General features: G+C 74.5%; 15 protein-coding genes and 1 riboswitch. Of the genes, 8 read left to right on the forward strand and 7 right to left on the reverse strand.

Going from position 1 to position 20,611, the window contains the following annotated elements:
- Positions 1 to 6: 6 nt before the first annotated feature.
- Both KMZ30_RS09040 and KMZ30_RS09045 read right to left on the reverse strand, forming a co-directional pair.
- A complete protein-coding gene (locus KMZ30_RS09040; RefSeq protein WP_372447512.1) occupies positions 7 to 1,398 on the reverse strand; it encodes a bifunctional folylpolyglutamate synthase/dihydrofolate synthase in 1,392 nt (463 codons plus the stop codon).
- A gap of 52 nt (positions 1,399 to 1,450) precedes the next feature.
- Entirely contained in the window at positions 1,451 to 2,251 is an 801-nt protein-coding gene (locus KMZ30_RS09045) for a class I SAM-dependent methyltransferase (protein ID WP_215512639.1), read from the reverse strand.
- Positions 2,252 to 2,599: 348 nt separating this feature from the next.
- Between KMZ30_RS09045 and KMZ30_RS09050 the strand changes: the two genes are divergently transcribed.
- Both KMZ30_RS09050 and KMZ30_RS09055 read left to right on the forward strand, forming a co-directional pair.
- Positions 2,600 to 3,070, forward strand: a complete 471-nt coding sequence (locus KMZ30_RS09050; RefSeq protein ID WP_215512640.1) for a cysteine dioxygenase — start codon at positions 2,600 to 2,602, stop codon at positions 3,068 to 3,070.
- A complete protein-coding gene (locus KMZ30_RS09055; protein ID WP_308279695.1) occupies positions 3,067 to 3,444 on the forward strand; it encodes a rhodanese-like domain-containing protein in 378 nt (125 codons plus the stop codon). The genes KMZ30_RS09050 and KMZ30_RS09055 overlap by 4 nt, the downstream gene beginning before the upstream one ends.
- Before the next feature lie 131 nt (positions 3,445 to 3,575).
- Here the strand turns inward: KMZ30_RS09055 and KMZ30_RS09060 are convergent, their stop codons facing one another.
- On the reverse strand, positions 3,576 to 4,175 hold the full coding sequence (locus KMZ30_RS09060) for a GNAT family N-acetyltransferase (RefSeq protein WP_308279696.1): 600 nt from the start codon (positions 4,173 to 4,175) through the stop codon (positions 3,576 to 3,578).
- Positions 4,176 to 4,260: 85 nt separating this feature from the next.
- Entirely contained in the window at positions 4,261 to 7,593 is a 3,333-nt protein-coding gene (gene ileS, locus KMZ30_RS09065; protein WP_215512641.1) for an isoleucine--tRNA ligase, read from the reverse strand.
- 313 nt (positions 7,594 to 7,906) lie between these two features.
- Positions 7,907 to 7,979, forward strand: a riboswitch (cobalamin riboswitch).
- Positions 7,980 to 8,089: 110 nt separating this feature from the next.
- Between ileS and KMZ30_RS09070 the strand changes: the two genes are divergently transcribed.
- The 6 genes from KMZ30_RS09070 to KMZ30_RS09095 are packed head-to-tail and all read left to right on the forward strand — an operon-like array spanning position 8,090 to position 14,810.
- Entirely contained in the window at positions 8,090 to 9,745 is a 1,656-nt protein-coding gene (locus KMZ30_RS09070; RefSeq protein ID WP_215512642.1) for a prenyltransferase/squalene oxidase repeat-containing protein, read from the forward strand.
- Positions 9,745 to 10,620: a hypothetical protein gene (locus KMZ30_RS09075; protein WP_215512643.1), complete on the forward strand. Its 876-nt coding sequence runs from the start codon at positions 9,745 to 9,747 to the stop codon at positions 10,618 to 10,620. The genes KMZ30_RS09070 and KMZ30_RS09075 overlap by 1 nt, the downstream gene beginning before the upstream one ends.
- 21 nt (positions 10,621 to 10,641) lie before the next feature.
- Positions 10,642 to 11,763: an energy-coupling factor transporter transmembrane component T gene (locus tag KMZ30_RS09080; RefSeq protein WP_215512644.1), complete on the forward strand. Its 1,122-nt coding sequence runs from the start codon at positions 10,642 to 10,644 to the stop codon at positions 11,761 to 11,763.
- A complete protein-coding gene (locus tag KMZ30_RS09085) occupies positions 11,756 to 13,399 on the forward strand; it encodes an ABC transporter ATP-binding protein (protein WP_215512645.1) in 1,644 nt (547 codons plus the stop codon). The genes KMZ30_RS09080 and KMZ30_RS09085 overlap by 8 nt, the downstream gene beginning before the upstream one ends.
- Positions 13,396 to 14,274 carry an ECF transporter S component gene (locus tag KMZ30_RS09090; RefSeq protein ID WP_308279697.1) on the forward strand — a complete coding sequence of 293 codons (879 nt, stop codon included), beginning with the start codon at positions 13,396 to 13,398 and terminating at the stop codon, positions 14,272 to 14,274. Before KMZ30_RS09085 ends, KMZ30_RS09090 begins: the two co-directional genes overlap by 4 nt.
- Entirely contained in the window at positions 14,271 to 14,810 is a 540-nt protein-coding gene (locus KMZ30_RS09095; protein ID WP_030527400.1) for an NUDIX hydrolase family protein, read from the forward strand. Before KMZ30_RS09090 ends, KMZ30_RS09095 begins: the two co-directional genes overlap by 4 nt.
- Positions 14,811 to 14,830: 20 nt before the next feature.
- Here KMZ30_RS09095 and KMZ30_RS09100 read toward each other — a convergent pair whose 3' ends face one another.
- From KMZ30_RS09100 to eccCa, 3 genes are all read right to left on the reverse strand, one after another.
- Entirely contained in the window at positions 14,831 to 15,514 is a 684-nt protein-coding gene (locus KMZ30_RS09100) for a hypothetical protein (RefSeq protein ID WP_215512646.1), read from the reverse strand.
- A gap of 266 nt (positions 15,515 to 15,780) precedes the next feature.
- Positions 15,781 to 16,533: a lysophospholipid acyltransferase family protein gene (locus tag KMZ30_RS09105; RefSeq protein ID WP_215512647.1), complete on the reverse strand. Its 753-nt coding sequence runs from the start codon at positions 16,531 to 16,533 to the stop codon at positions 15,781 to 15,783.
- A 14-nt stretch (positions 16,534 to 16,547) separates the two neighbouring features.
- Positions 16,548 to 20,528, reverse strand: a complete 3,981-nt coding sequence (eccCa, locus tag KMZ30_RS09110) for a type VII secretion protein EccCa (RefSeq protein ID WP_215520003.1) — start codon at positions 20,526 to 20,528, stop codon at positions 16,548 to 16,550.
- Positions 20,529 to 20,611 lie beyond the last annotated feature (83 nt).

The following is a 20,611-nucleotide window of genomic DNA, read 5'->3' on the forward strand; positions in this document are numbered from 1 at the left end:
CGGCGGTCAGACGTCGGTGGTGCCGAGGAGCATCCGCACCTCGGCGGCCGTGACGACCGAGCCGGTGGCGAGGACGCCGCCGGCGACGCCGCCCTCGTCGGCGAGGCCGGCCGCCCGGTCGAGGGCGTCGGGCAGATCGTCGACGACGGTGACGCGGTGCTCGCCGAAGATCTCGGCCGCCAGCTCGCCGAGCTCGCGTGGGCGCATCGAGCGGGGCGAGGTGTTGCGGGTGACGACGACCTCGTCGAGCAGCGGCTCGAGGACCTCGAGCATCTCGGCGGCGTCCTTGTCGGCCATGACGGCGACGACCCCGACGAGCTTGACAAAGGTGAACGCGTCCGACATCGCGTCGCGCAGCGCCCGGGCGCCGGCAGGGTTGTGGGCGGCGTCGACGAGGACGGTGGGGCTGCGGCGGACGATCTCGAGGCGGCCGGGCGACTCGACCGCGGCGAGCCCGGCGCGCAGGACCTCGACGTCGAGCGCCTGCTCGCCGCCCCCGACGAACGCCTCGACCGCGGCGACGGCCACGGCGGCGTTCTGCGCCTGGTGGGCGCCGTGCAGCGGCAGGAAGAGGTCGGGGTACTCGCCGGCGAGGCCCTTGAGCGACAGCTGCTGGCCGCCGACCGCGACCTCACGCGTCGTGACGCCGAAGTCGTTGCCCTCGAACACGATCCGCGCACCGACCTCGGCCGCGCGGTCGACGAGGACCTCGGCGGCGTCGCGGTCGTCCTGCACGCCGGACACGGCGATGCCGTCGGCCTTGATGATGCCGGACTTCTCCTGCGCGATCTCGGCGGGCGTGTCCCCGAGGAAGTGCCGGTGGTCGACGTCGATCGGGGTGATGACCGACACCGGGGCGTCGACGACGTTGGTCGCGTCCCAGGCGCCACCCATCCCGACCTCGACGACGGCGACGTCGACGGGCAGGTCGGCGAACGCCGCGTAGGCGACCGCGACGAGGACCTCGAAGTACGTCATCCGCGGGCCGCCCTCGGCCGCCGAGCGCGCGTCGACGATCTCGACGAACGGGATGACGTCGTCGTAGGCCGCGAGGAAGCGCTCGGCGTCGACCGGGCGACCCCCGACCGCGATCCGCTCGAGCATCGAGTGCAGGTGCGGGCTGGTGAACCGGCCTGTCTTGAGGCCCATCTCGCGCAGCACCGACTCGATGATCCGCGCCGTGCTCGTCTTGCCGTTGGTGCCGGTGACGTGGACGACGGGGAAGGTGCGCTGCGGGTCGCCGACGAGCTCCATGACGGCCGCGATGCGGTCGAGCGAGGGCTGGAGGTCGTGCTCGGGCGCGCGGGAGAGGATGGACTCCTCGACCTCGCGCAGGCGCTTGCGGACCTCGAGGGCGTGCGCGGCCTCGCGCTGGGCGGCGTCGGGTGCAGGGCTCACCCGCCCATCCTCCCGCATCCCACGGCCGCCACGGGAACCGGCCGGTGCCCGCTCACGCGGGGCGGCGGGCCACTGCGCAGCGCGCGGTCGCGCCGAGCGTGAACGGCCCACCCGTCCCGCCGAGGCGTTGCTCGACGCCGGCGCGCACCCCGGCGCGCTGCTCCTCGGGCAGGCCGAGGAGGTGGCTGCCCGCCGGTCCGATGCCCGCGAGGAAGCCTGTCCAGAGCTCGTCGACGTCCGCGTAGGTCGACGACACGGGCAGCACGCTCTCCTCGACCTCGCCCAGGCCTGCGGCCGAGAAGAGGTCGGCGATCTCGCCCGGCCGCCCGAACCGGAGGGTGCGTGCCTCGTCGGGGGCCTCGGGGTCGACGTCGAGGGCGGCGTCCCAGTAGAGGCGGAGCATCTCCATCCCGGCCGAGAACTCCCAGACGCAGGCGGCCACCGTCCCGCCCGGGCGCACGACGCGGACCATCTCGGCGGCCGCTGCGGTGGGCTCGCTCACGAAGTGCAGGACGAGCTGTGCGAGGGCGACGTCGTGGGTCCCGTCGTCGACCGGCAGCGCCTCGGCCCGCCCCTCGCGCACGTCGACGCCCGGGCACCGCCCGCGGCAGGAGGCGACGAACGGCGGGGACGGGTCGACGGCGGTGACGGCCGCAGCCCCGAGCCGGTCCACGAGCACCTCGGTCAGGGCGCCCGGACCGCAGCCGACGTCGAGGGCGCGCTGCCCCGGTGCCACGCCCGCGGCGTCGGCGAAGACGGGGGCCAGGGCCCGGGAGTAGCGGCCCATGAAGCGGTCGTAGACCTCGCCCGGCTGCCGGAACGTCCGGGCACCGTCCACCTCGTCCCTGGCCATGGCTCCTCCTCGCCGGCGGGGCGCGGGCGCGTCAGCAGGCAACCGGTCACGCTACGCCCGAGCACCGGCGCGGCGACAGCCCTCGCCGACGGGCGGGTCGCCACGAGGACGCCATCGCAAGACAACGGTTGGTTATGGATTGCATAACTACTGCTTTTTCATCTACGGTCGTCGCATGAGCTCGCGCCGACCGTCGACCTGCTCCCCGGCGCCCGGGCCGGCGGGTCGTCGCTGTCCGCGCTGACCGCTCCGCACACCCGACCTCCCCCACCTCCCTCCGTCGAGCGGCCGCGCCCTCACGCGCCGCGACGGTCCCCTCGCACGCACCGCCACCCGAAGGACATCGCCATGACCGTCATCGCCCGACCCCGCACCCTGTCCACTCCCCTCGAGGCCGCCCGCCGGCTCGCCGCCGACCCCGCCGTCTGGCGGCCGGCCGTCGACTTCGACCCCGAGCGCCGCTACTACCGTCGCCTGCTCGCGACCGAGGGGCACGAGGCCTGGCTGCTCACGTGGCTCCCGGGTCAGCACACCGAGTGGCACGACCACGGCGGCAGCGCGGGCGCCTTCGTCGTCCTCCAGGGCGCGCTCGTCGAGCGGACCGCCGCGCACGGGCTCGTCCGCGGGCTGCGGCGCGTCCACCGACGCGGCGACGCGCACGGATTCGGGGCGCAGTACGTCCACCGCGTCTCGAACGAAGGCCCTGACCCGGCCGTGTCGCTGCACGTCTACGCCCCGCGGCTGGCGTCGATGACCGACTACGAGGAGCATGACGGGGTGCTGCAGCCCGTCGTCACCCGCACCGCGGAGGCCTGGTGACCAGCCGCGTCGACCTCCTGCTCTCCGCGGCGCGCGACCGCATCGAGCGTCTGACGCCGCAGGAGGCGTACGCCGAGCTCGCCGCCGGTGAGGCGGTGCTCGTCGACATCCGGCCGGCCGCGCAGCGCGCCGAGGAGGGCGAGCCCGAGGGCGCGCTCGTCGTCGAGCGCAACGTCCTCGAGTGGCGCTTCGACCCGACGAACGACGCGGCACTGCCCATCGCGAGCGACGACCTGCGCGTCGTCGTCATCTGCCAGGAGGGGTACACGTCCTCGCTGGCCGCCGCGGCGCTGCGCGACGTCGGGGTGCTACGGGCCGCCGACGTCGACGGCGGCTTCGCGGCGTGGCGCGAAGCGGGACTGTCCGAGCGCTGACCCCCCGCGACTCGGGCGTGGACGGCGCCTCACCCGACAACGCCGCGCTTCACCCCGGAACCGTTCCCGGATGGAGCGCGGCCGTATCGGGTGACCCGATACGCGTGGGGCGGGTGGGGACGAGACCGGGGTCAGGGGCGGACGGCGGCCAGGAGGACCATGTCGCGCCACTCGCCGCCGAGGCGGTGGTGGTCGCGCAGCAGCCCCTCGCGGAGGTAGCCGTTGCGCTCCGCCACCGCGAGGGAGACGGTGTTCCACGGCTCGACGTACAGCTCGACGCGGTGGGCCACCTCGAGGGTCCACGCGAACGACGTCAGCGCCCGCAGTGCGTCCGTCGCCAGGCCGCGGCCCCGCCACGACGGCGCGACCGTGTAACCGGCCCGGAAGCGCCCGTGCCCGATGTCGTCGACCCAGAGCCCGGCGGTGCCGACCGCCTCGTCGGTGTCCGTGAGGGAGACGCAGAAGCTGAACCCGCGTCCCTCCGCGAGGCGCCCCTGCTGCCGCTCGATGTAGGCGAGGGCATCCGCGTCGTCGGCCCCGGCAGGCAGCGTCGAGATGACCGGCACGTAGGGGTCGGTGGCGAGGTCGAGCACCAGCGCGAGGTCGTCGTTCCTGAACTCCCGCAGGCGGACCCGTCCGGCGACCGGCGGGACCGCGGGCCACGTCAGCACGGAGCGCCGGCCGTCGGCGGCCGTGTCCGCACCGCTCTCCCGGGGTCCGCCGCGCTTCACCCCGGAACCGTTCCCGGGTGGAGCGCTGCCGTATCGGGTGACCCGATACGCGTGGGACCCGTGGGGTAGCGGGCGGCCGGCGGGATCACCGGCGGGTGACCCGCACGTGGGCCTTGTGGCCGTCGCCGACCGTGACGACCGCGACCCGCTCGCCGTCGGGCGAGTCGAGCGCGTCGACCCGCTCGGCCAGCGTCTCGCCCGCGACGAGCGCGCCGTGCGCCTCGACCGCGGCGTCGACCTCGGGGTCGCCCGACACCTCGAGGAGGATGCGGTCCGACACCTCGAGCCCGGCGTCCTTGCGGGCCTGCTGCACCGCGCGCACGAGGTCGCGCGCGATGCCCTCGCGGGCGAGCTCGGGCGTGACCTCGGTGTCGAGGACGACGAAACCGCCACCGGGCAGCATCGCCGTCGCCAGCGAGCCGCCGGCGCCACCCTCGACGACCGTCTCGAGGGTGTACTCGCCCTCGACGAGCGCCAGCCCGCCGGCGGTGACGGTGCCGTCGTCGGCGACCGCCCAGTCGCCGGACTTCGAGCCCTTGATGGCGGTCTGCACGTCACGGCCGAGGCGCGGGCCGGCCGCCCGCGCGTTGACGGTGAGGCGCTGCGAGATGCCGAAGTCGGACTCGTGCGCCTCGGCGACGTCGAGGACCGTCACGCCCTTGACGTTGAGCTCGTCCCGGACGATCGCCGTGAACGGCGCGAAGCCCTCCGGGTCGGCCGTCACGACGGTCAGCTCGCGCAGCGGCAGGCGGACGCGCAGACCCTCGGCCTTGCGCAGCGACGAGCCGGTCGAGCACACCGCGCGCACCTGGTCCATCGCCGCGACGAGCGCGTCGTCGGCCGGCAGGTCCGCCGCGGCGGGCCAGTCGGCGAGGTGCACCGAGCGGCCGCCGGTCAGCCCGCGCCAGACCTCCTCGGTGACGAGCGGCAGGAGCGGCGCCGCCACGCGGGTGAGGACCTCGAGCGCCGTGTACAGCGTGTCGAACGCCTGCTCGGCGGCTGCGGAGTCACCGGACCCGGTGTCCCAGAAGCGCTCCCGCGACCGGCGGATGTACCAGTTGGTGAGCACGTCGACGAACTGGCGCACCGACTCGCTCGCGCCGGGGACGTCGGAGGCGTCCATCTGCGCCTCGACGGTGCCGACGAGGTCGTGCAGCTTCGCGAGCAGGTAGCGGTCGAGCGGGTCCGTGGACGCCGTCGACCAGCGCGCCTCGTACCCGGCGCCGCCGTTCGCCGCGTTGGCGTAGAGCGAGAAGAAGTACCAGACGTTCCACAGCGGGAGGATGACCTGCCGGACGCCCTCGCGGATGCCCTCCTCGGTGACGACGAGGTTGCCGCCGCGCAGGATCGGGCTCGACATGAGGAACCAGCGCATCGCGTCGGCGCCGTCGCGGTCGAACACCTCGCGCACGTCCGGGTAGTTGCGCAGGGACTTGCTCATCTTCTGGCCGTCGTTGCCGAGGACGATGCCGTGGCTGATGCACGAGCGGAACGCCGGCCGGTCGAACAGGGCCGTCGCGAGGACGTGCAGCGTGTAGAACCAGCCGCGCGTCTGCCCGATGTACTCGACGATGAAGTCCGCCGGGAAGTGCGCGTCCTCGGTCTCGGTGCCCGCGAACCAGTCCGCGTTCTCGAACGGGTAGTGCACCTGCGCGTACGACATCGAGCCGGAGTCGAACCAGACGTCGAGGACGTCCTCGACGCGGCGCATCGTCGAGCGGCCCGTCGGGTCGTCGGGGTTGGGCCGGGTCAGCTCGTCGACGAACGGGCGGTGCAGGTCGGGGTTGCCGTCGCGGTCGCGCGGGAGGTCGCCGAAGTCGCGCTCGAGCTCCTCGAACGAGCCGTAGACGTCGATGCGCGGGTACGCCGGGTCGTCCGACTTCCAGACCGGGACCGGGCTGCCCCAGAACCGGTTCCGCGTGATGGACCAGTCGCGCGCGTTCTCGAGCCACTTGCCGAACTGGCCGTCCTTGACGTGCTCGGGCGTCCAGGTGATCTGCTGGTTGAGCTCGACCATCCGCTCCTTGACGGCCGTGACCTCGACGAACCACGACTCCACGCCCTTGTAGATGAGGGGCTCGCGGCAGCGCCAGCAGTGCGGGTAGCTGTGGTCGTAGGACTCGCGGCGCAGCAGCACCGTGCCGGGCGAGACCGCACCGGTCGCGCCCTCGCCGCGGGTCGCGGCCTTGAGGTGGTCGATGACGAGCGCGTTCGCGTCGAAGACCTGGACGCCCTCGTAGTCGGTGACCGGCGCGGTGAAGCGGCCGTCCTTGCCGACCGGCATGACCGCCTCGATGCCCTCGCGGTCGGTCACCTCCTTGTCGACCTCACCGAAGGCGCCCGCGGTGTGGACGACGCCGGTGCCGTCCGTGGTCGTCACGGCGTCGTCGGCGGCGACGACGCGGAAGGCGTTGGCGCGGCCGGCGTAGTAGGAGAACGGCGGCGTGTAGGTGCGGCCGACGAGGTCGGCGCCGCGGTAGCGCCCGACGACGCTGACCTCGCCCTCGGCGGAGGCGAGCTCGCGCTTGTACGCCTCCAGCCGCGCCTCGGCGAGGACGTAGCGGGCGGTGCGGTCGGTGCCGGGGACGGGCGCCTCGACGACCACGTACTCGATGTCGGAGCCGACCATCGCCGCGAGGTTGCTCGGCAGCGTCCACGGCGTCGTCGTCCACACGAGCAGGTGCGCGCCGTCGAGGACCGGGTCGGCGCCGGTGTCGTCGAGGAGGTAGCCGACGGTGACCGACGGGTCCTGCCGGTTCTGGTAGACCTCGTCGTCCATCCGCAGCTCGTGGTTGGACAGTGGCGTCTCGTCGTTCCAGCAGTACGGCAGGACGCGGAAGCCCTCGTAGACGTAGCCCTTGTCGTAGAGGGACTTGAAGGCCCAGATGACCGACTCCATGTAGTCGGCGTTCATCGTGCGGTAGTCGTGGTCGAAGTCGACCCAGCGCGCCTGGCGGGTCACGTAGTCGCGCCACTCGCCGGTGTACTTCATGACCGACTCGCGGCAGGCCGCGTTGAACTTCTCGATGCCCAGCTCGAGGATCTCGTCCGTCGTCTTGATGCCGTTGAGGCGCATTGCCTCGAGCTCGGCCGGGAGGCCGTGCGTGTCCCAGCCGAAGCGGCGCTCGACGCGCTTGCCCTTCATCGTCTGGTAGCGCGGGACGACGTCCTTGACGTAGCCGGTCAGGAGGTGTCCGTAGTGCGGGAGGCCGTTGGCGAAGGGCGGGCCGTCGTAGAAGACGAACTCGTTCTCGCCGCGCTCCCCCGCGTCGCGCTGCTCGACCGAGGCGCGGAAGGTGTCGTCGGCCGCCCAGTGCGCGAGCACCGCCTCCTCGACCTCCGGGAGGCGCGGGCTGGCGGGGACGCCGAAGGCCGCACCGGTGTGGTCGCCGGTGGTGGACACCTTGGGGTAGGTCATCGGGGCTGCTCCTGCGGGTCGTCGACTCGTGGTGTCGAGGACGACGGCTCCGGCTGCTCACCGGGCACCACCGCGGTACCACCTCGCTTGCCGCCCCGCAGGGCGACCGCTCTTGCACCAGGTCGTGACGTGACCCCGACGTCCGGGTCTAGTGAGGACTCGCGTCCCGTTCTTCCGGAGGCTCGCCGCTGATGACGGCTCGAGCGCCTGTGGGGACGATGATACCGGGGCCGGGCGCGTGGTACCCACCGACTTCCCGTGGGGGTAGGCTCACCGCGTCGCACGTGAGCGCGACACCACACGCACCCGCCTGGGGGAAGCCGGTCGAAGTCCGGCACTGTCCCGCAGCCGTAGGTCACCCGCGAGGGTGGCGAGTCGGAATGCCCAGCGGGCGCGAGCGGCTCCATCACACCCGTCGAGGAATGCGGGACGGAGCCCGGGTGCCGGGGTGTCCCGGTGGGTCGGGCGTTCGTCACGAACCGCTCAGGAAGGCCCCATGTCCCCCACCACGCTCCGTCCCGGCGCCCGCGCGCTCGGGGCCCTGCTGCTCTCCGCAGCGCTCGTCGGCGCGCCCGCCGTGGCGCAGGCCGACGACGCGTCGCCCTCCCCGTCCGCCACCGCCACCCCCAGCGGCTCGCCGTCGGCCACCACGACGCCGGACGCCTCCGCGTCGCCGACCCCGTCGGAGACCGCCGAGCCGAGCCCCTCGGCCACCGCGACCGCCGAGCCGAGCCCGTCGGCCACGACGCCCGCCTCGCCGAAGCCCTCGGCCTCCCCCACCGACGAGGCCCCGACCGGTCTCGTCCCCGGTGGCGACGCCCGCCGCTACGGCGTCGCGGCCGCCCAGGGCCCGGCGACCTCGACCGACCCCGTCCTCGTCGGCGCGAACTTCCTCGAGGAGCAGCTCCGGGTCGGGGACCGCCACTACTTCTCGTACGACGGGTTCGACTTCCCGTACTACGGCGCCACCGCCGATGCCGTCCTCGGGCTCGACGCCGCCGGCACCGGGCAGGACGAGGCCACCCTCGCGACCGAGTTCCTCGCGAAGGAGGCGAACGTCAAGGACTACATCGGCGTCGCGTACAGCGGTCACCCCGGCGAGGTCGCGTCCGGGGCGGTCGCCAAGCTCCTCAACGTCGCCGTCGCCCAGAAGGTCGACCCGACCTCCTTCGGGGGTGTCGACCTCGTCGCCACCCTCCAGGGTCGCGAGCAGCCCACGGGCCGCTACACCGACCTCACCCTCGACGCCGAGACCGGCGAGCCCCTCACCGAGGACTACTCGAACGTCTTCGGGCAGTCCTTCGGCCTCATCGGCCTGCACCGTGCCGGCGCCGGCCCCAGCGACGCCGCCGTCGCCTACCTCGCCGCGCAGCAGTGCCCGGGCGGCGGGTTCCAGCTCTACATGACCGACGCCGGCTGCTCCGACTCGGCGAGCGCCGACCCGGACGCCACCGCGATGGCGGTCCAGGCCCTGATCGCCGTCGGGGGTCGCTCCACGGAGGCCAACCAGGGCCTCGACTACCTCGCGGGCATCCAGGACGCCTCGGGCGGTGTGCCCGGCGCCGGTCTCACGGCCGTCCTCAACGCCAACAGCACCGGTCTCGCCGGCCAGGCGTTCCTCGCCGGCGGCCGCACGGCACAGGCGCGACTCGCGCAGTCCTACCTGAGGTCGCTGCAGTTCGACTGCACCTTCCCCGCGGCGCTGCGCGGCGGCATCGCCTACGACCGGGAGTCATACGAGAAGAAGGTGGCGCAGGGTGCGGACGCGAAGAGCGACGACCAGGTCCGCCGCTCGACGGCCCAGGCCCTGCTCGCCCTCGTGGGCACGCCGCTCGGCTCCGTGACCGCCACCGGCGCGGACGCCGAGGCCCCGGACCTCGCCTGCGCGTCGGCCTCGCCGACGGCCAGCCCGTCCGGGTCCGCCACCTCCACCTCCGCCCCGACCTCGACGGGTGGCTCCACGAGCGACCCGACCGGCACCGCGGGCTCCGGTGGCGGCTCGACCACCGACCCGGTCGCGGCGGGGCCGACCGGGTCGCTCGCCCAGACCGGCTCCGAGCCGCTCGTGCCGGTGCTCGTCGGGCTCGTGCTGCTCGTCCTCGGCGGCGTCGCCGTCGCCCTCTCGCGCGGCCGTCGGGGGGCGCACGCCTGATGCGTCGCCTCCTCTCCCGCCTCCTCGCGGTCACCGCCGCGGCGTCCCTGGCCACCGCCGGGGTCGTCGCGGCGGCGGCCCCGGCCTCGGCCGCCGCCTGCTCCGGCACCACGGGCGTCACGGTCGTCGTCGACTTCGGGTCCTCGACGACCGTCGCGTGCGCCCCGGGCGACCCGACGAGCGGCCTCGACGCCCTCGCCAAGGCCGGTTTCTCGGTCACCCAGGTCCAGCGCCAGCCCGGCTTCGTCTGCCGGATCAACGGCGCGCCGAGCTCCGCCGGGTGCGTCAACACCCCGCCCGCCTCGGCGTACTGGGCGTACTTCCACGCCTCGCGCGGCGGCTCGTGGAGCTACAGCAGCCTCGGCGCGGGCTCCTACGACCCGAAGCCGGGCAGCGTCGAGGGCTGGAAGTTCGGCTCCGGCGGCGCCCCCGGCACGGCCCCGCCCGCGAAGACGGCGACATCGACCCCGAAGCCGACCTCCACGCCGAAGAAGACCAGCAAGCCCACCTCCACGCCGAGGAAGACGACGAGCGCGCCGCGCACGACGTCCGGCTCGTCGGCGACCTCTGGCCCTGCGACCACGAAGGGCGCGTCCCCGTCGGCGTCGTCCTCGACGGCGACGAAGCCCTCGGCGACGAAGGCCCCCTCGGCGACGGCGACCCCCACCGGCGCACCGACGACGTCGGCCTCCCCCTCGGCGACCGCGGCCGCGACCCCCGGCAGCGACCCGTCCGACGCCCCGAGCCTCGCCGCGGCGCCGACCAGCGCCGAGGCCTCCGACGGCGGCGGCCTCGGCACGCTCGCCGTGGGCGCGGCGCTCGTCCTGCTCGTCGGCGGCGGCGCCGTGTGGGTCTCGCGCCGTCGCGCGTCCTGAGCCGGCTGGGATGATGCCACGGTGACCCGATCGCTCCCCCGCGCCGTCCACCCGGGCGCCTGGTGGGGATGGGCGATCGGGCTCGCCGTGGCCGTCAGCGCGGTGACCAACCCGCTGCTGCTTCTCCTCGCGCTCGCCGTCGCGGCCCTCGTCGTGTCGGCCCGCCGCGGGTCCTCGCCGTGGGCCCGGGCCTTCCGGCTCTACCTGTGGCTCGGGCTCGCGATCATCGTCGTGCGCGTGGTCCTCCACGTCCTCGTGGGGCTGAAGTTCGGCACCCTCCGCGTGCTCCCGCTGCCCGAGGCGACGCTGCCGTCGTGGGCGGCGGGCATCCAGGTCGGCGGCGACGTCTACCTCGAGGGCCTGCTCGGTGCCGCGACGCTGGGCCTGCGGCTCGCCGTCATCATCGCGTGCATCGGGGCGGCCAACGCCCTCGCCAACCCCAAGCGGCTCCTGCGCAGCCTGCCCACCGCCCTGCACGAGGTCGGCGCCGCCGTCGTCGTGTCGGTCTCCGTCGCACCGCAGCTCGCGGAGTCGGTGCAGCGGGTGCGGCGCGCCCGCGACCTGCGCGGCGAGACGCGTAAGGGCATCCGTGCCGTCCCCGCCATCGCCCTGCCGGTGCTCGAGGACACCCTCGAGCGATCGCTGCTCCTCGCCGCCGCGATGGACTCCCGCGGCTACGGCCGCAGCGGCACGGCGGCCCCACGGCAGCGCCTCGTGACGGGTGCGGTCACCCTCCTCGGGCTGCTGCTCACCGCCGTCGGCCTCTACGGCATCCTCGACGCCTCGACGCCGACGCTCATGGGCACCCCGTCGCTCGTCGTCGGTCTCGGCCTCGCGCTGACCGGCCTCTGGCTCGGCGGGCGCCACGTGCGCACCACCACCTACCGACCCGACGCCTGGGGCGCCCCCGAGTGGCTGACCGTCGCGTGCGGCGTCGTCCCCGCCGCCGTGTTCACCGTCGTCGGCCGCACCACCCCCGACGCCCTGGCCATGCCGCTCGAGCCGCTGGGCGTGCCCGCGCTCCCGCTGCTCGCCGTCGTCGGGCTGCTCGTGGCCGCCCTCCCGGCGTTCCTCACCCCCGAGCCGCCCCGCCCGCCGTCGCGCGTGCCCGTGCGCGGCGCCCGGGAGGTGGCCGGTGTCTGACCAGGCCATCGTCCTCGAGTCGGTCTCGGTGACCCCCGCCGGCGCCGACGCCCCCGTCCTGCGCGACGTCGACCTCGTCGTCGAGGAGGGCGAGCTGGCGCTCGTCGTCGGGCGGACCGGCTCGGGCAAGTCGACCCTCCTCGGCGCGATGTGCGGGCGCGTCCCGCACTTCACCGGAGGCACCCTCCGCGGCCGCGTGCTGCTCCACGGCCGCGACACCCGCGAGCACCGCCCGCGCGACCTCGCCGACCTCGTCGGGGTCGTCGGCCAGGACCCGCTCGCCGGCTTCGTCACCGACACCGTCGAGGAGGAGCTCGCCTACGGGATGGAGCAGCTCGGCCTCTCGGCGACGACGATGCGCAAGCGGGTCGAGGAGACGCTCGACGTCCTCGGCATCCCCGAGCTGCGCGGCGCGAACCTGCGCGAGCTCTCCGGCGGGCAGCAGCAGCGGGTCGCCATCGGCTCGGTGCTGACCGCCCACCCGCGCGTCATCCTCCTCGACGAGCCGACCTCGGCCCTCGACCCCACCGGCGCCGAGGAGGTGCTCGCGACGATCACCCGGCTCGTCCACGACCTCGCGGTCACGGTCGTCGTCGCCGAGCACCGGGTCGAGCGGGTGCTCCACTACGCCGACCGCGTGCTGCACGTCGGCGCCGGCGGGGTCGTGCGCGACGGCGAGCCGGCCGAGGTCATGCGGTGGAGCGACATCGCCTCGCCCGTCGTCGAACTCGGCCGCTGGGCCGGATGGCGCCCGCTGCCCCTGTCGGTGCGCGACGCGCGGCGGGCCTCCCGCGGCCTGCGGGCGGAGCTCGCCGACGCGCCGAAGCCTGCGGTCGAGCAGCAACCGGGCGGGGCCCCGCTCCTGCGCGCTGCCGGCGTCGTCGTGCGCCACCCGGGTGACGTCATCGCCGTCGCCGGGGTCGACCTCGGCCTGGCCGCGGGCGAGGTCACCGCCCTCATGGGGCGCAACGGCTCGGGCAAGTCGAGCCTGCTCTGGGCCCTCCAGGGCTCGACGCGGCCGACGTCGGGCCGGGTCGAGGTGGCCCGACCCTCGGGCACCCCCGTCGAGCCGTCCGTGCTGTCGCCCGCGCGCCGGCGGGCCGTCGTCGGGCTCGTCCCGCAGACCGCGACCGACCTGCTCTACCTCGACACCGTCGACGGGGAGTGCATGCAGGCCGACCGCGAGAGCTCGGTCCCCGCAGGGACGTGCGCCGGGCTGCTCGCCCGGCTGGCGCCCGGCATCCCCGCCGACCGGCACCCGCGCGACCTCTCCGAGGGGCAGAAGCTCGCCCTCGTGCTCGCCGTGCAGCTGACCGCCGACCCGCCGGTGCTGCTCCTCGACGAGCCGACGCGCGGCCTCGACCCCACCGCGAAGGCCGCCCTGACGACCACCCTGCGCGACCTCGCCGCCCGCGGCCGGGCCGTCGTCGTCGCCACCCACGACGTGGAGTTCGTCGCCGAGGTCGCGGACCGGGTCGTCGTCATGGCCGCCGGCGAGGTCGTCGCCGACGGCCCGACCGCCGAGGTCGTCGTCTCCTCCCCCTCGTTCGCACCGCAGGTCGCCAAGGTCCTGCGCCCCGGCCCGTGGCTGACCGTCGACGCCGTCCGGACCGCGCTCCCGGCGGGTGTCCGGTGAGCGCCGCCGACGCCCGTCCCGGACGCGCGATCCGGATGCGGCCACGCTCGACCGTCGCCGTCGCGCTGGTCAGCCTCGCCGGGCTCGTCGCCTTCGGCTGGCCGCTGCTCGTCGACCCGTCCTCGGGCCTGGCCCACTCGGCGGATGCCCCGCTCGTCTTCGCCCTCGTCCTGCCGCTGCTGCTCGCGGTCGTCCTCGCCGAGATCGCCGAGGGCGGGATGGACGTCAAGGCGGTGGCGATGCTCGGGGTGCTCTCGGCCGTCGGCGCCGCCCTGCGTCCGCTCGGGGCCGGCACCGCCGGGCTCGAGACCGTCTTCTTCCTCCTCGTCCTCGGCGGGCGCGTCTTCGGCGCCGGGTTCGGGTTCGTCCAGGGCGCCGTCACGCTCTTCGCGTCGGCCCTCATCACCGGCGGCGTCGGCCCGTGGCTGCCCTTCCAGATGCTCGGTGCCGCGTGGGTCGGGATGGGCGCCGGCCTCCTGCCGCGGGCGCGTGGCAAGGCCGAGGTGGCCCTGCTCGCCGGGTACGGCGCGCTCGCCGGCCTCGCCTACGGGTTCCTGCTCAACCTGTCGTTCTGGCCGTTCTCGACCGGCACCGGTGGCGGGCTGTCGTTCGTCGCGGGAGCGCCCCTGCTGGAGAACCTCCACCGGTTCGTCGTCTTCAGCCTCGCGACGAGCCTCGGCTGGGACCTCGGGCGCGCCCTGACCAACGTCGTCCTCGTCTCGGTCACCGCCCGGCCGGTGCTCGGGGCGCTGCGCCGGGCCGCCCGGCGGGCCGCCTTCGAGGCGCCCGTGGCGTTCGAGGAGGCCGGTGACGCCGACGCCCCGGCGAGCCCCCGGTCGCGGGCGCCGGGACAGTTGGCACAATCGCCTCCATGAACCCCCTCGAGCTCGACCGCGACCCCGCCTGGCTGAGCCGCGAGGAGCTCGACTCGGCGCGCGAGAAGCTGCCGATCCTCTACGTCGACGCCGTGCCGGTGCGGGTCGACGACCGCGGCGAGGTCACCGCCCTCGGCGTGCTGCTGCGCCTCGACGACGAGGGCCGCGTCTGCCGCGAGCTCGTCTCGGGTCGTGTCCTGCACCACGAGCGCATCCGCGACGCCCTGCTGCGCCACATCGAGAAGGACCTCGGGCCGGTGGCCCTGCCCCGCATCCCGGTGGCGCCGCAGCCGTTCACGGTGGCCGAGTACTTCCCGACGCCCGGCGTCACGCCCTTCCACGACCCGCGCCAGCACGCGGTGTCGCTCGCGTTCGTCGTGCCCGTGGCCGGCGACTGCGCCCCGCAGAACGACGCGCTCGACCTCACGTGGCTGACCCCGGCGCAGGCGCTCGACCCGGGCGTGCAGGCCGAGATGGACCGCGGCCACGGCGTCCTCCTGCGGCAGGCGCTCGCCCACCTCGGCCACTCCGTCTGACCCCGGAGGACAGGCGTCCGCTAGCCCAGAGCCTCCGGATGGGCCGGGGGCCGGACGAGCGGGGGTCGCTTGCCCAGGTCGGACGCCCAGCGCGTCCAGCTCGGAGGCAGCCACCGGTCGTCGACCAGCTGGGGGTGGCCGGGGTACCGGGCATGGGCCCAGAGCAGGAAGAACAGCTCGGCGTACGGCGACTGGAGGAGCCAGTGCGCCAACCGGCCGTCGGTGGCCGGGGCTGCCAGGACGACCTGGTTGAAGCCGACGACCTCGCAGGATTGCACGAAACCCCAGTCCCACGGGATGAAGTCCTGCGGCGTGCGCAGGTAGATGCCACGGTCGGACACCGTCATCACGCCGACGTACCTGGGGAGCCACCGTGGCCGGGCGTCCGCCGCGGCTCGCTTCCGCCGTCGCGAGTTGGTGTAGGCGCGGCCGGCCGCGTAACCCGCGGTCATCGCCAGTCCGCCTCGTCCCGTCGCGAGGAAGAAGCTGCTGTCGTGCTGGTAGGTCCCGTCGCCCGGCGAGTCGAAGACGTTGAGCACGAAGCGACCGCCGGCGAGGAAGCACTCGTCGTGCGCGAACTGTGGGGGAAACGTCGTCGTCACCGGCGCCGGCCGCAACGGGCGGCCGGCGAACAGGTCTGCCGCCAGGTGGCAGGTGTAGAGCAGCGACTGGTCCTCGTCGGTCCACTCACGAGCATTCGCCACGTCGTCCCCCTCGCCGCCCGGTAGGCCGTGCCCCGCGATGCCGAGTATGCGCCTGTCCTGACGCCCCGCACCAGAGCCCGTCCGCCGCCGATCGCCACACCCGCGGCGCGGTTGCTCCGGCGGGACGGGGATGCATCCGCGTCCCTGTGGAGGTTCCGCGTCGTCACCGTGACGGCGCGGATGCTCGGGCGCGCAGAAGCTCCCGCGACTCCGCACAGCGTCCGGGTGCGGCGGGAGCTCCTGCGTGACCGACCCGAGCGGCGGGGTCAGCCGGTGAACTTGTCGCGGGTGCGGCGCATGTCCTGCTCGTCGGCCTCGTGCGAGGCCTGCAGCGTCGGTGCGGTGCCACCGAGGCGCGCCGGCAGGTAGACGAGCTCGTCGCCGGTCAGGGCCGGGTAGGCCGCCTGCTGCACGTCGAGCTGCGCCTGCATCGCCGCCTTGACCCGCGCGGTCGCCGCGGTGACGTCCTCGCGGCGCTCGAGCACGATCGGCTCCCCGACCGCGATGTGCACGGGGATGTTGGCCCGGCCCATCCGCTTCGGGTGGTCCTTGGTCCAGACCCGGTGCCCGCCCCAGATCGTCGTCGGCAGGACCGGCACGCCGGCGACCTGCGCCATCTTCACCGCGCCCGGCTTGAACTCCTTGAGCTCGAAGGAGCGCGACATCGTCGCCTCGGGGAAGACGCCGACGATCTCGCCGGCCTTGAGCGCGGCGACGGCGAGCCGGAACGCCTCGCCGCCGTTGTGCCGGTCGACGGGGATGTGGTGCATCCCGCGCATGAGCGGCCCCGCGACACCGTGGACGAAGATCGACTTCTTGGCCATGAACCGCACGTAGCGGCGGTGCGGCCACGCCGGCAGCCCGGCGTACATGAAGTCGAGGTAGGACGTGTGGTTGATCGCCATGACGGCACCACCGGTGCGCGGCACGTTCTCCTCACCGGTGATGGTGAAGCGGGTGCCCTGGAGGAAGAACAGGGTCTTGGCCGCGTGGATGACGGGGCGGTACACGGGCTCCATGCGGGCAGCCTAGGTCAGCGGTGACGAGGAGGCTGCCACGCGGTCTGGAACACCTGGTCCCCGAGGTCGCGCGAGACCATGCGCGCACGGCCCGGCGGCTGCGGGGACGCCTTGACGCGGCCGATGAGCATCCCCTCGTCCGGGCTGCCCGAGAGCAGGATCCCGGGGCTGCCGAGGTCGCGGATGCTCTGGAGCACCGGCTCGAACAGCGCCCGCGACGCACCACCGCTGCGCCGGGTGACGACGAGGTGGAGACCCACGTCGCCCGCCTGCGCGAGCAGGGGCACGAGCGGCCGCAGCGGCGAGCCGGACGAGGTGACGACGAGGTCGTAGTCGTCCACGAGGAAGTAGACCTCGGCGCCGCTCCACCACGAGCGGGCGCGCAGCTGCTCCGGCGTCACGTCGGGGCCGGGCAGACGGGTGCGGAGGAACTCCGTGATGCCCTCGACGGCCCCGACGGTCTGCTCCTCGGTCGTCAGGTACTCGCCGACGTGCGCCTCGGGCAGCTCGCCGAGCAGGCCGCGGCGGTAGTCGACGACGAAGAGCTTGGCCTCGTCCGGGGTGTGCAGGCGCGCCACCTCGTGGGCCACGGTGCGCAGGAACGCGGTCTTGCCGCTGTCGCCGTCCCCGAGGAGGTAGAGGTGCGGCTCCTCGGCGAGGTCGAGGCCGATCGGGGCGAGGTTGGCCTCGTCGACGCCGAGCAGCAGCCGGCGGTCGTCGGGCCCGGCGAGCTCGCGGACGGCGTCGAGCGTGATCTCCTCGGGCAGCAGGCGCAGCTTGGGGCCGCGCGAACCCTGCCAGGCCGCGTTGACGCGGGTGACGAGGTCCTCGACGCCGTCGCCGAGGTCGTCGACGCTGCCGCGGTCGTCGATCCGCGGGATGCCCCCGAGGAAGTGGTGCTTGGTCATCGTCAGGCCGCGGCCGGGGCGCCCCTTGGGGACGTTGGCGGCGATGCGCCGGTCGACCTCGGAGTCGGTCGGATCACCGAGGCGCAGCTCGACGCGGGTGCCGAGGACGTCGCGGATCTGGTTGCGGAAGTCCATCCAGCGCGAGGTCGTGAGGACGACGTGCACGCCGAAGGTCAGGCCGCGGCCGGCGAGCTCGGTGATCTGCCCCTCGAGCTCGTCGAACTCGGCGCGCACCGTGGGCCAGCCGTCGACGACGAGGAAGACGTCGCCGTAGCCGTCGTCGACCCGGCCCTCGGCCCGCCGGCGACGGTAGGTCTCGATCGAGTCGATGCCGTTGGCGCGGAAGTAGGCCTCGCGGGCGTCGACGATGCCCCGGATCTCCGCGACGAGCCGGCGGACGACCTCCGGCTCGCTGCGGTTGGCGACCCCCGCGACGTGGGCGAGCTTGGCCATCGGCGTGAACGTGCCGCCGCCGAAGTCGAGGACGTAGACCTGGCTCTCGAGCGGCGTCGTCGTCAGGGCGATGGCCGTGACGAGCGTGCGGGCGAAGGTCGAGCGGCCCGAGCGCGGACCGCCGACGACGGCGACGTGGCCGCCGGCCCCGCCGAGCCGCAGGACGAACAGCTCGCGGCGCTGCTCCAGCGGCCGGTCGACGATGCCGACCGGCAGGACGTAGTCACCGCGCGCCCGCCACGACGGGCTCGTGAGCCCGAGCGCCGGGTCCTCGCGCAGGTCGCCGAACAGCTGGTCCATCGAGTTCGGGACGTCGAGCGGCGGCAGCCACACCTGGTGGGCGGGGCGGCCGTGGCCCTTCATCCGCGAGACGGCGATGTCGAAGACCGCGCGCTCCTCGGCGGCCTCCTGGGGCGCCGGGGCCGCGGGCTCGACCGGTGCGCGCCGTCCGGCCGCGACCGGGGCGAGGGTGTACGGGAGGATCTCGGACGGCCCCGAGCCGCCGGGCTCGCTCGCGGCGCGGCGCCGGCGGCCCTTCGGCGGGCCGGAGACGTAGGCGGCCTTGAACTTCGTCAGCGTCGTCTGGTCGGGCTTGAGGTAGCCCAGGCCCGGGACGGGCGGCAGCTCGTAGGCGTCCGGCACGCCGATGACGGTGCGGGACTCGCCGGCCGAGAAGGTGCGCAGGCCGATCCGGTAGGACAGGTGCGACTCCAGCCCGCGCAGGCGCCCCTCCTCGAGGCGCTGCGACGAGAGCAGCAGGTGCATCGAGAGCGAGCGTCCGAGGCGGCCGATGGCGACGAAGAGGTCGGCGAACTCGGGCTTGGCGGCGAGCAGCTCGGAGAACTCGTCGGCGACGATGAGCAGCGCGGGCAGCGGCTCGAGGTCGGCGCCGCCGGCACGCGCGCGCTCGTAGTCCGTGACGTTGGCGAAGTTGCCCGCCGAGCGCAGGAGCTCCTGGCGGCGGGTCATCTCGCCCTGGAGCGCGTCCTGCATGCGCTCGACGAGCGTCAGCTCCTGGCCGAGGTTGGTGATGACGGCCGAGACGTGCGGCATGTCGGCCATCCCGGCGAACGTCGCGCCACCCTTGAAGTCGACGAGGACGAAGTTGAGCGACTCCGGCGAGTGCGTCATCGCGAGCGCGAGCACGAGGGTGCGCAGCAGCTCGGACTTGCCGGAGCCGGTGGCGCCGATGACGAGGCCGTGCGGGCCCATGCCCTGCTGCGCCGACTCCTTGATGTCGAGCGCGACGGGAAGACCCTTCTCGTCGACGCCGATCGGGACGCGGAGGCGGTCGCGCTGCAGGCGCGCGCGCCACGCGGTGTCGACGTCGAAGTCGCGGACGTCGCCGGTGCCGAGGAGGTCGACGAGCTCGGTGGAGGCGCTCAGCGCGTCACGCGCCTCGGGCTCGTCGGCGGTGTAGCGCGGCGCGAGGCGGCGGGCGGCGGCCTCGGCGCGGGTCGTCGAGAGCTGGTCGGCGACCCCGTGGGCCACCCCGCGGGCGAGGCTGATGACCTCGAGCGGGGCCGTGCCGGCGCGCGGTCCGCTCGTCGTGCGCGGGCCGACGGCGAGGCGCAGCGTCGTCCCCGAGTCGAGCTCACCCCACTGCTCCGGCAGGTCGAGGACGGTGACACCGAGGACGCCGTCCGGCGTGACGACCGGGTTACCCGGCGGCACGTGCCCGCCGTCGACGACGAGCAGGACGTGCGGCAGCGCACCGCGCTCGCTCGGGCCGAAGCGCGGGCGCTCGACGATCTCCTGGGGCAGGAGCGGCAGGAGGTCGTGGACCGACTCCCCGACGAGCCGCACCGGACCCACCGCGTCGTGCTCGCGAGGGCTGAGGGCGTGCGGCAGCCACTTGAGCCACTCCCACTCGGCACGCGCCTCGCGCGAGACGAGGGCGGCGACGACGAGGTCCTCGGGAGCGTGCTGCATCGCGGCCTGGAGGACGAGCGAGCGGGCCAGCGAGCGCGCGGGGTCGGCGTCGCCCGTCACCTCGACGTGCGGCCACGCCCGCAGCGCCGCCGACGCCGGCAGGCCGGGCTGGACGCGGTGGGTCGAGAGGAGGCGGTGCAGCGCCGAGGCGGCGACGGGGTCGAGCTGGGCCAGCGGGGGCGTCTCCGGCGGCTCGAGCTCGAGGCAGAGCGGCTGCGACGTCGTGCCCATCCGCACCTGGAGGAAGTCGACGTCGGAGACCTGGCGCTCCCAGACGCGCGTGCCCTCCGCGGCGATGACCGGGAGCGCGGCGGGGTCCGGGTAGTCCCACAGCGCCGCCTCGCGCTGGCGGGCCGCGGCGTCGCGGATGGTGCCGCGGACCTCCTGGAGGTAGGCGAGGTACTCGCGGCGCGCGGCGAGGACGCCGGCGGCGTGCTGCTGGCGCTGCCGCAGACCGCTCGCGAGGACGAACCCGACGCTGGCGACGAGGAACATCCCGGCGGTCAGCCAGGCGCGCGCGCCGTTCTGCGACAGGGCCACGAAGCCGATGGAGCCGAGCGAGCCGAGCATCGGCACCGCCTGCATCAGCAGGCCGCTCGCGCCCTCGGACGGGGTGATCTCGGGAGGGGGCTGGAGCACGAGACGTCCCGTGGGGACCTCCGGTGCCTTCTCTCGCGTGCCGCTGCGTGCGGGCACCGACATCCTGCTTCCCCTCCCGGTGGTGCTTCTGGCGCTCGGCCTACCGTACCCGTGGATACTGTTCCCCGCGGGGAGTGGCCCGAGGT

Source organism: Phycicoccus mangrovi (assembly GCF_018729305.1).
Classification (GTDB): Bacteria; Actinomycetota; Actinomycetes; order Actinomycetales; family Dermatophilaceae; genus Phycicoccus; species Phycicoccus jejuensis.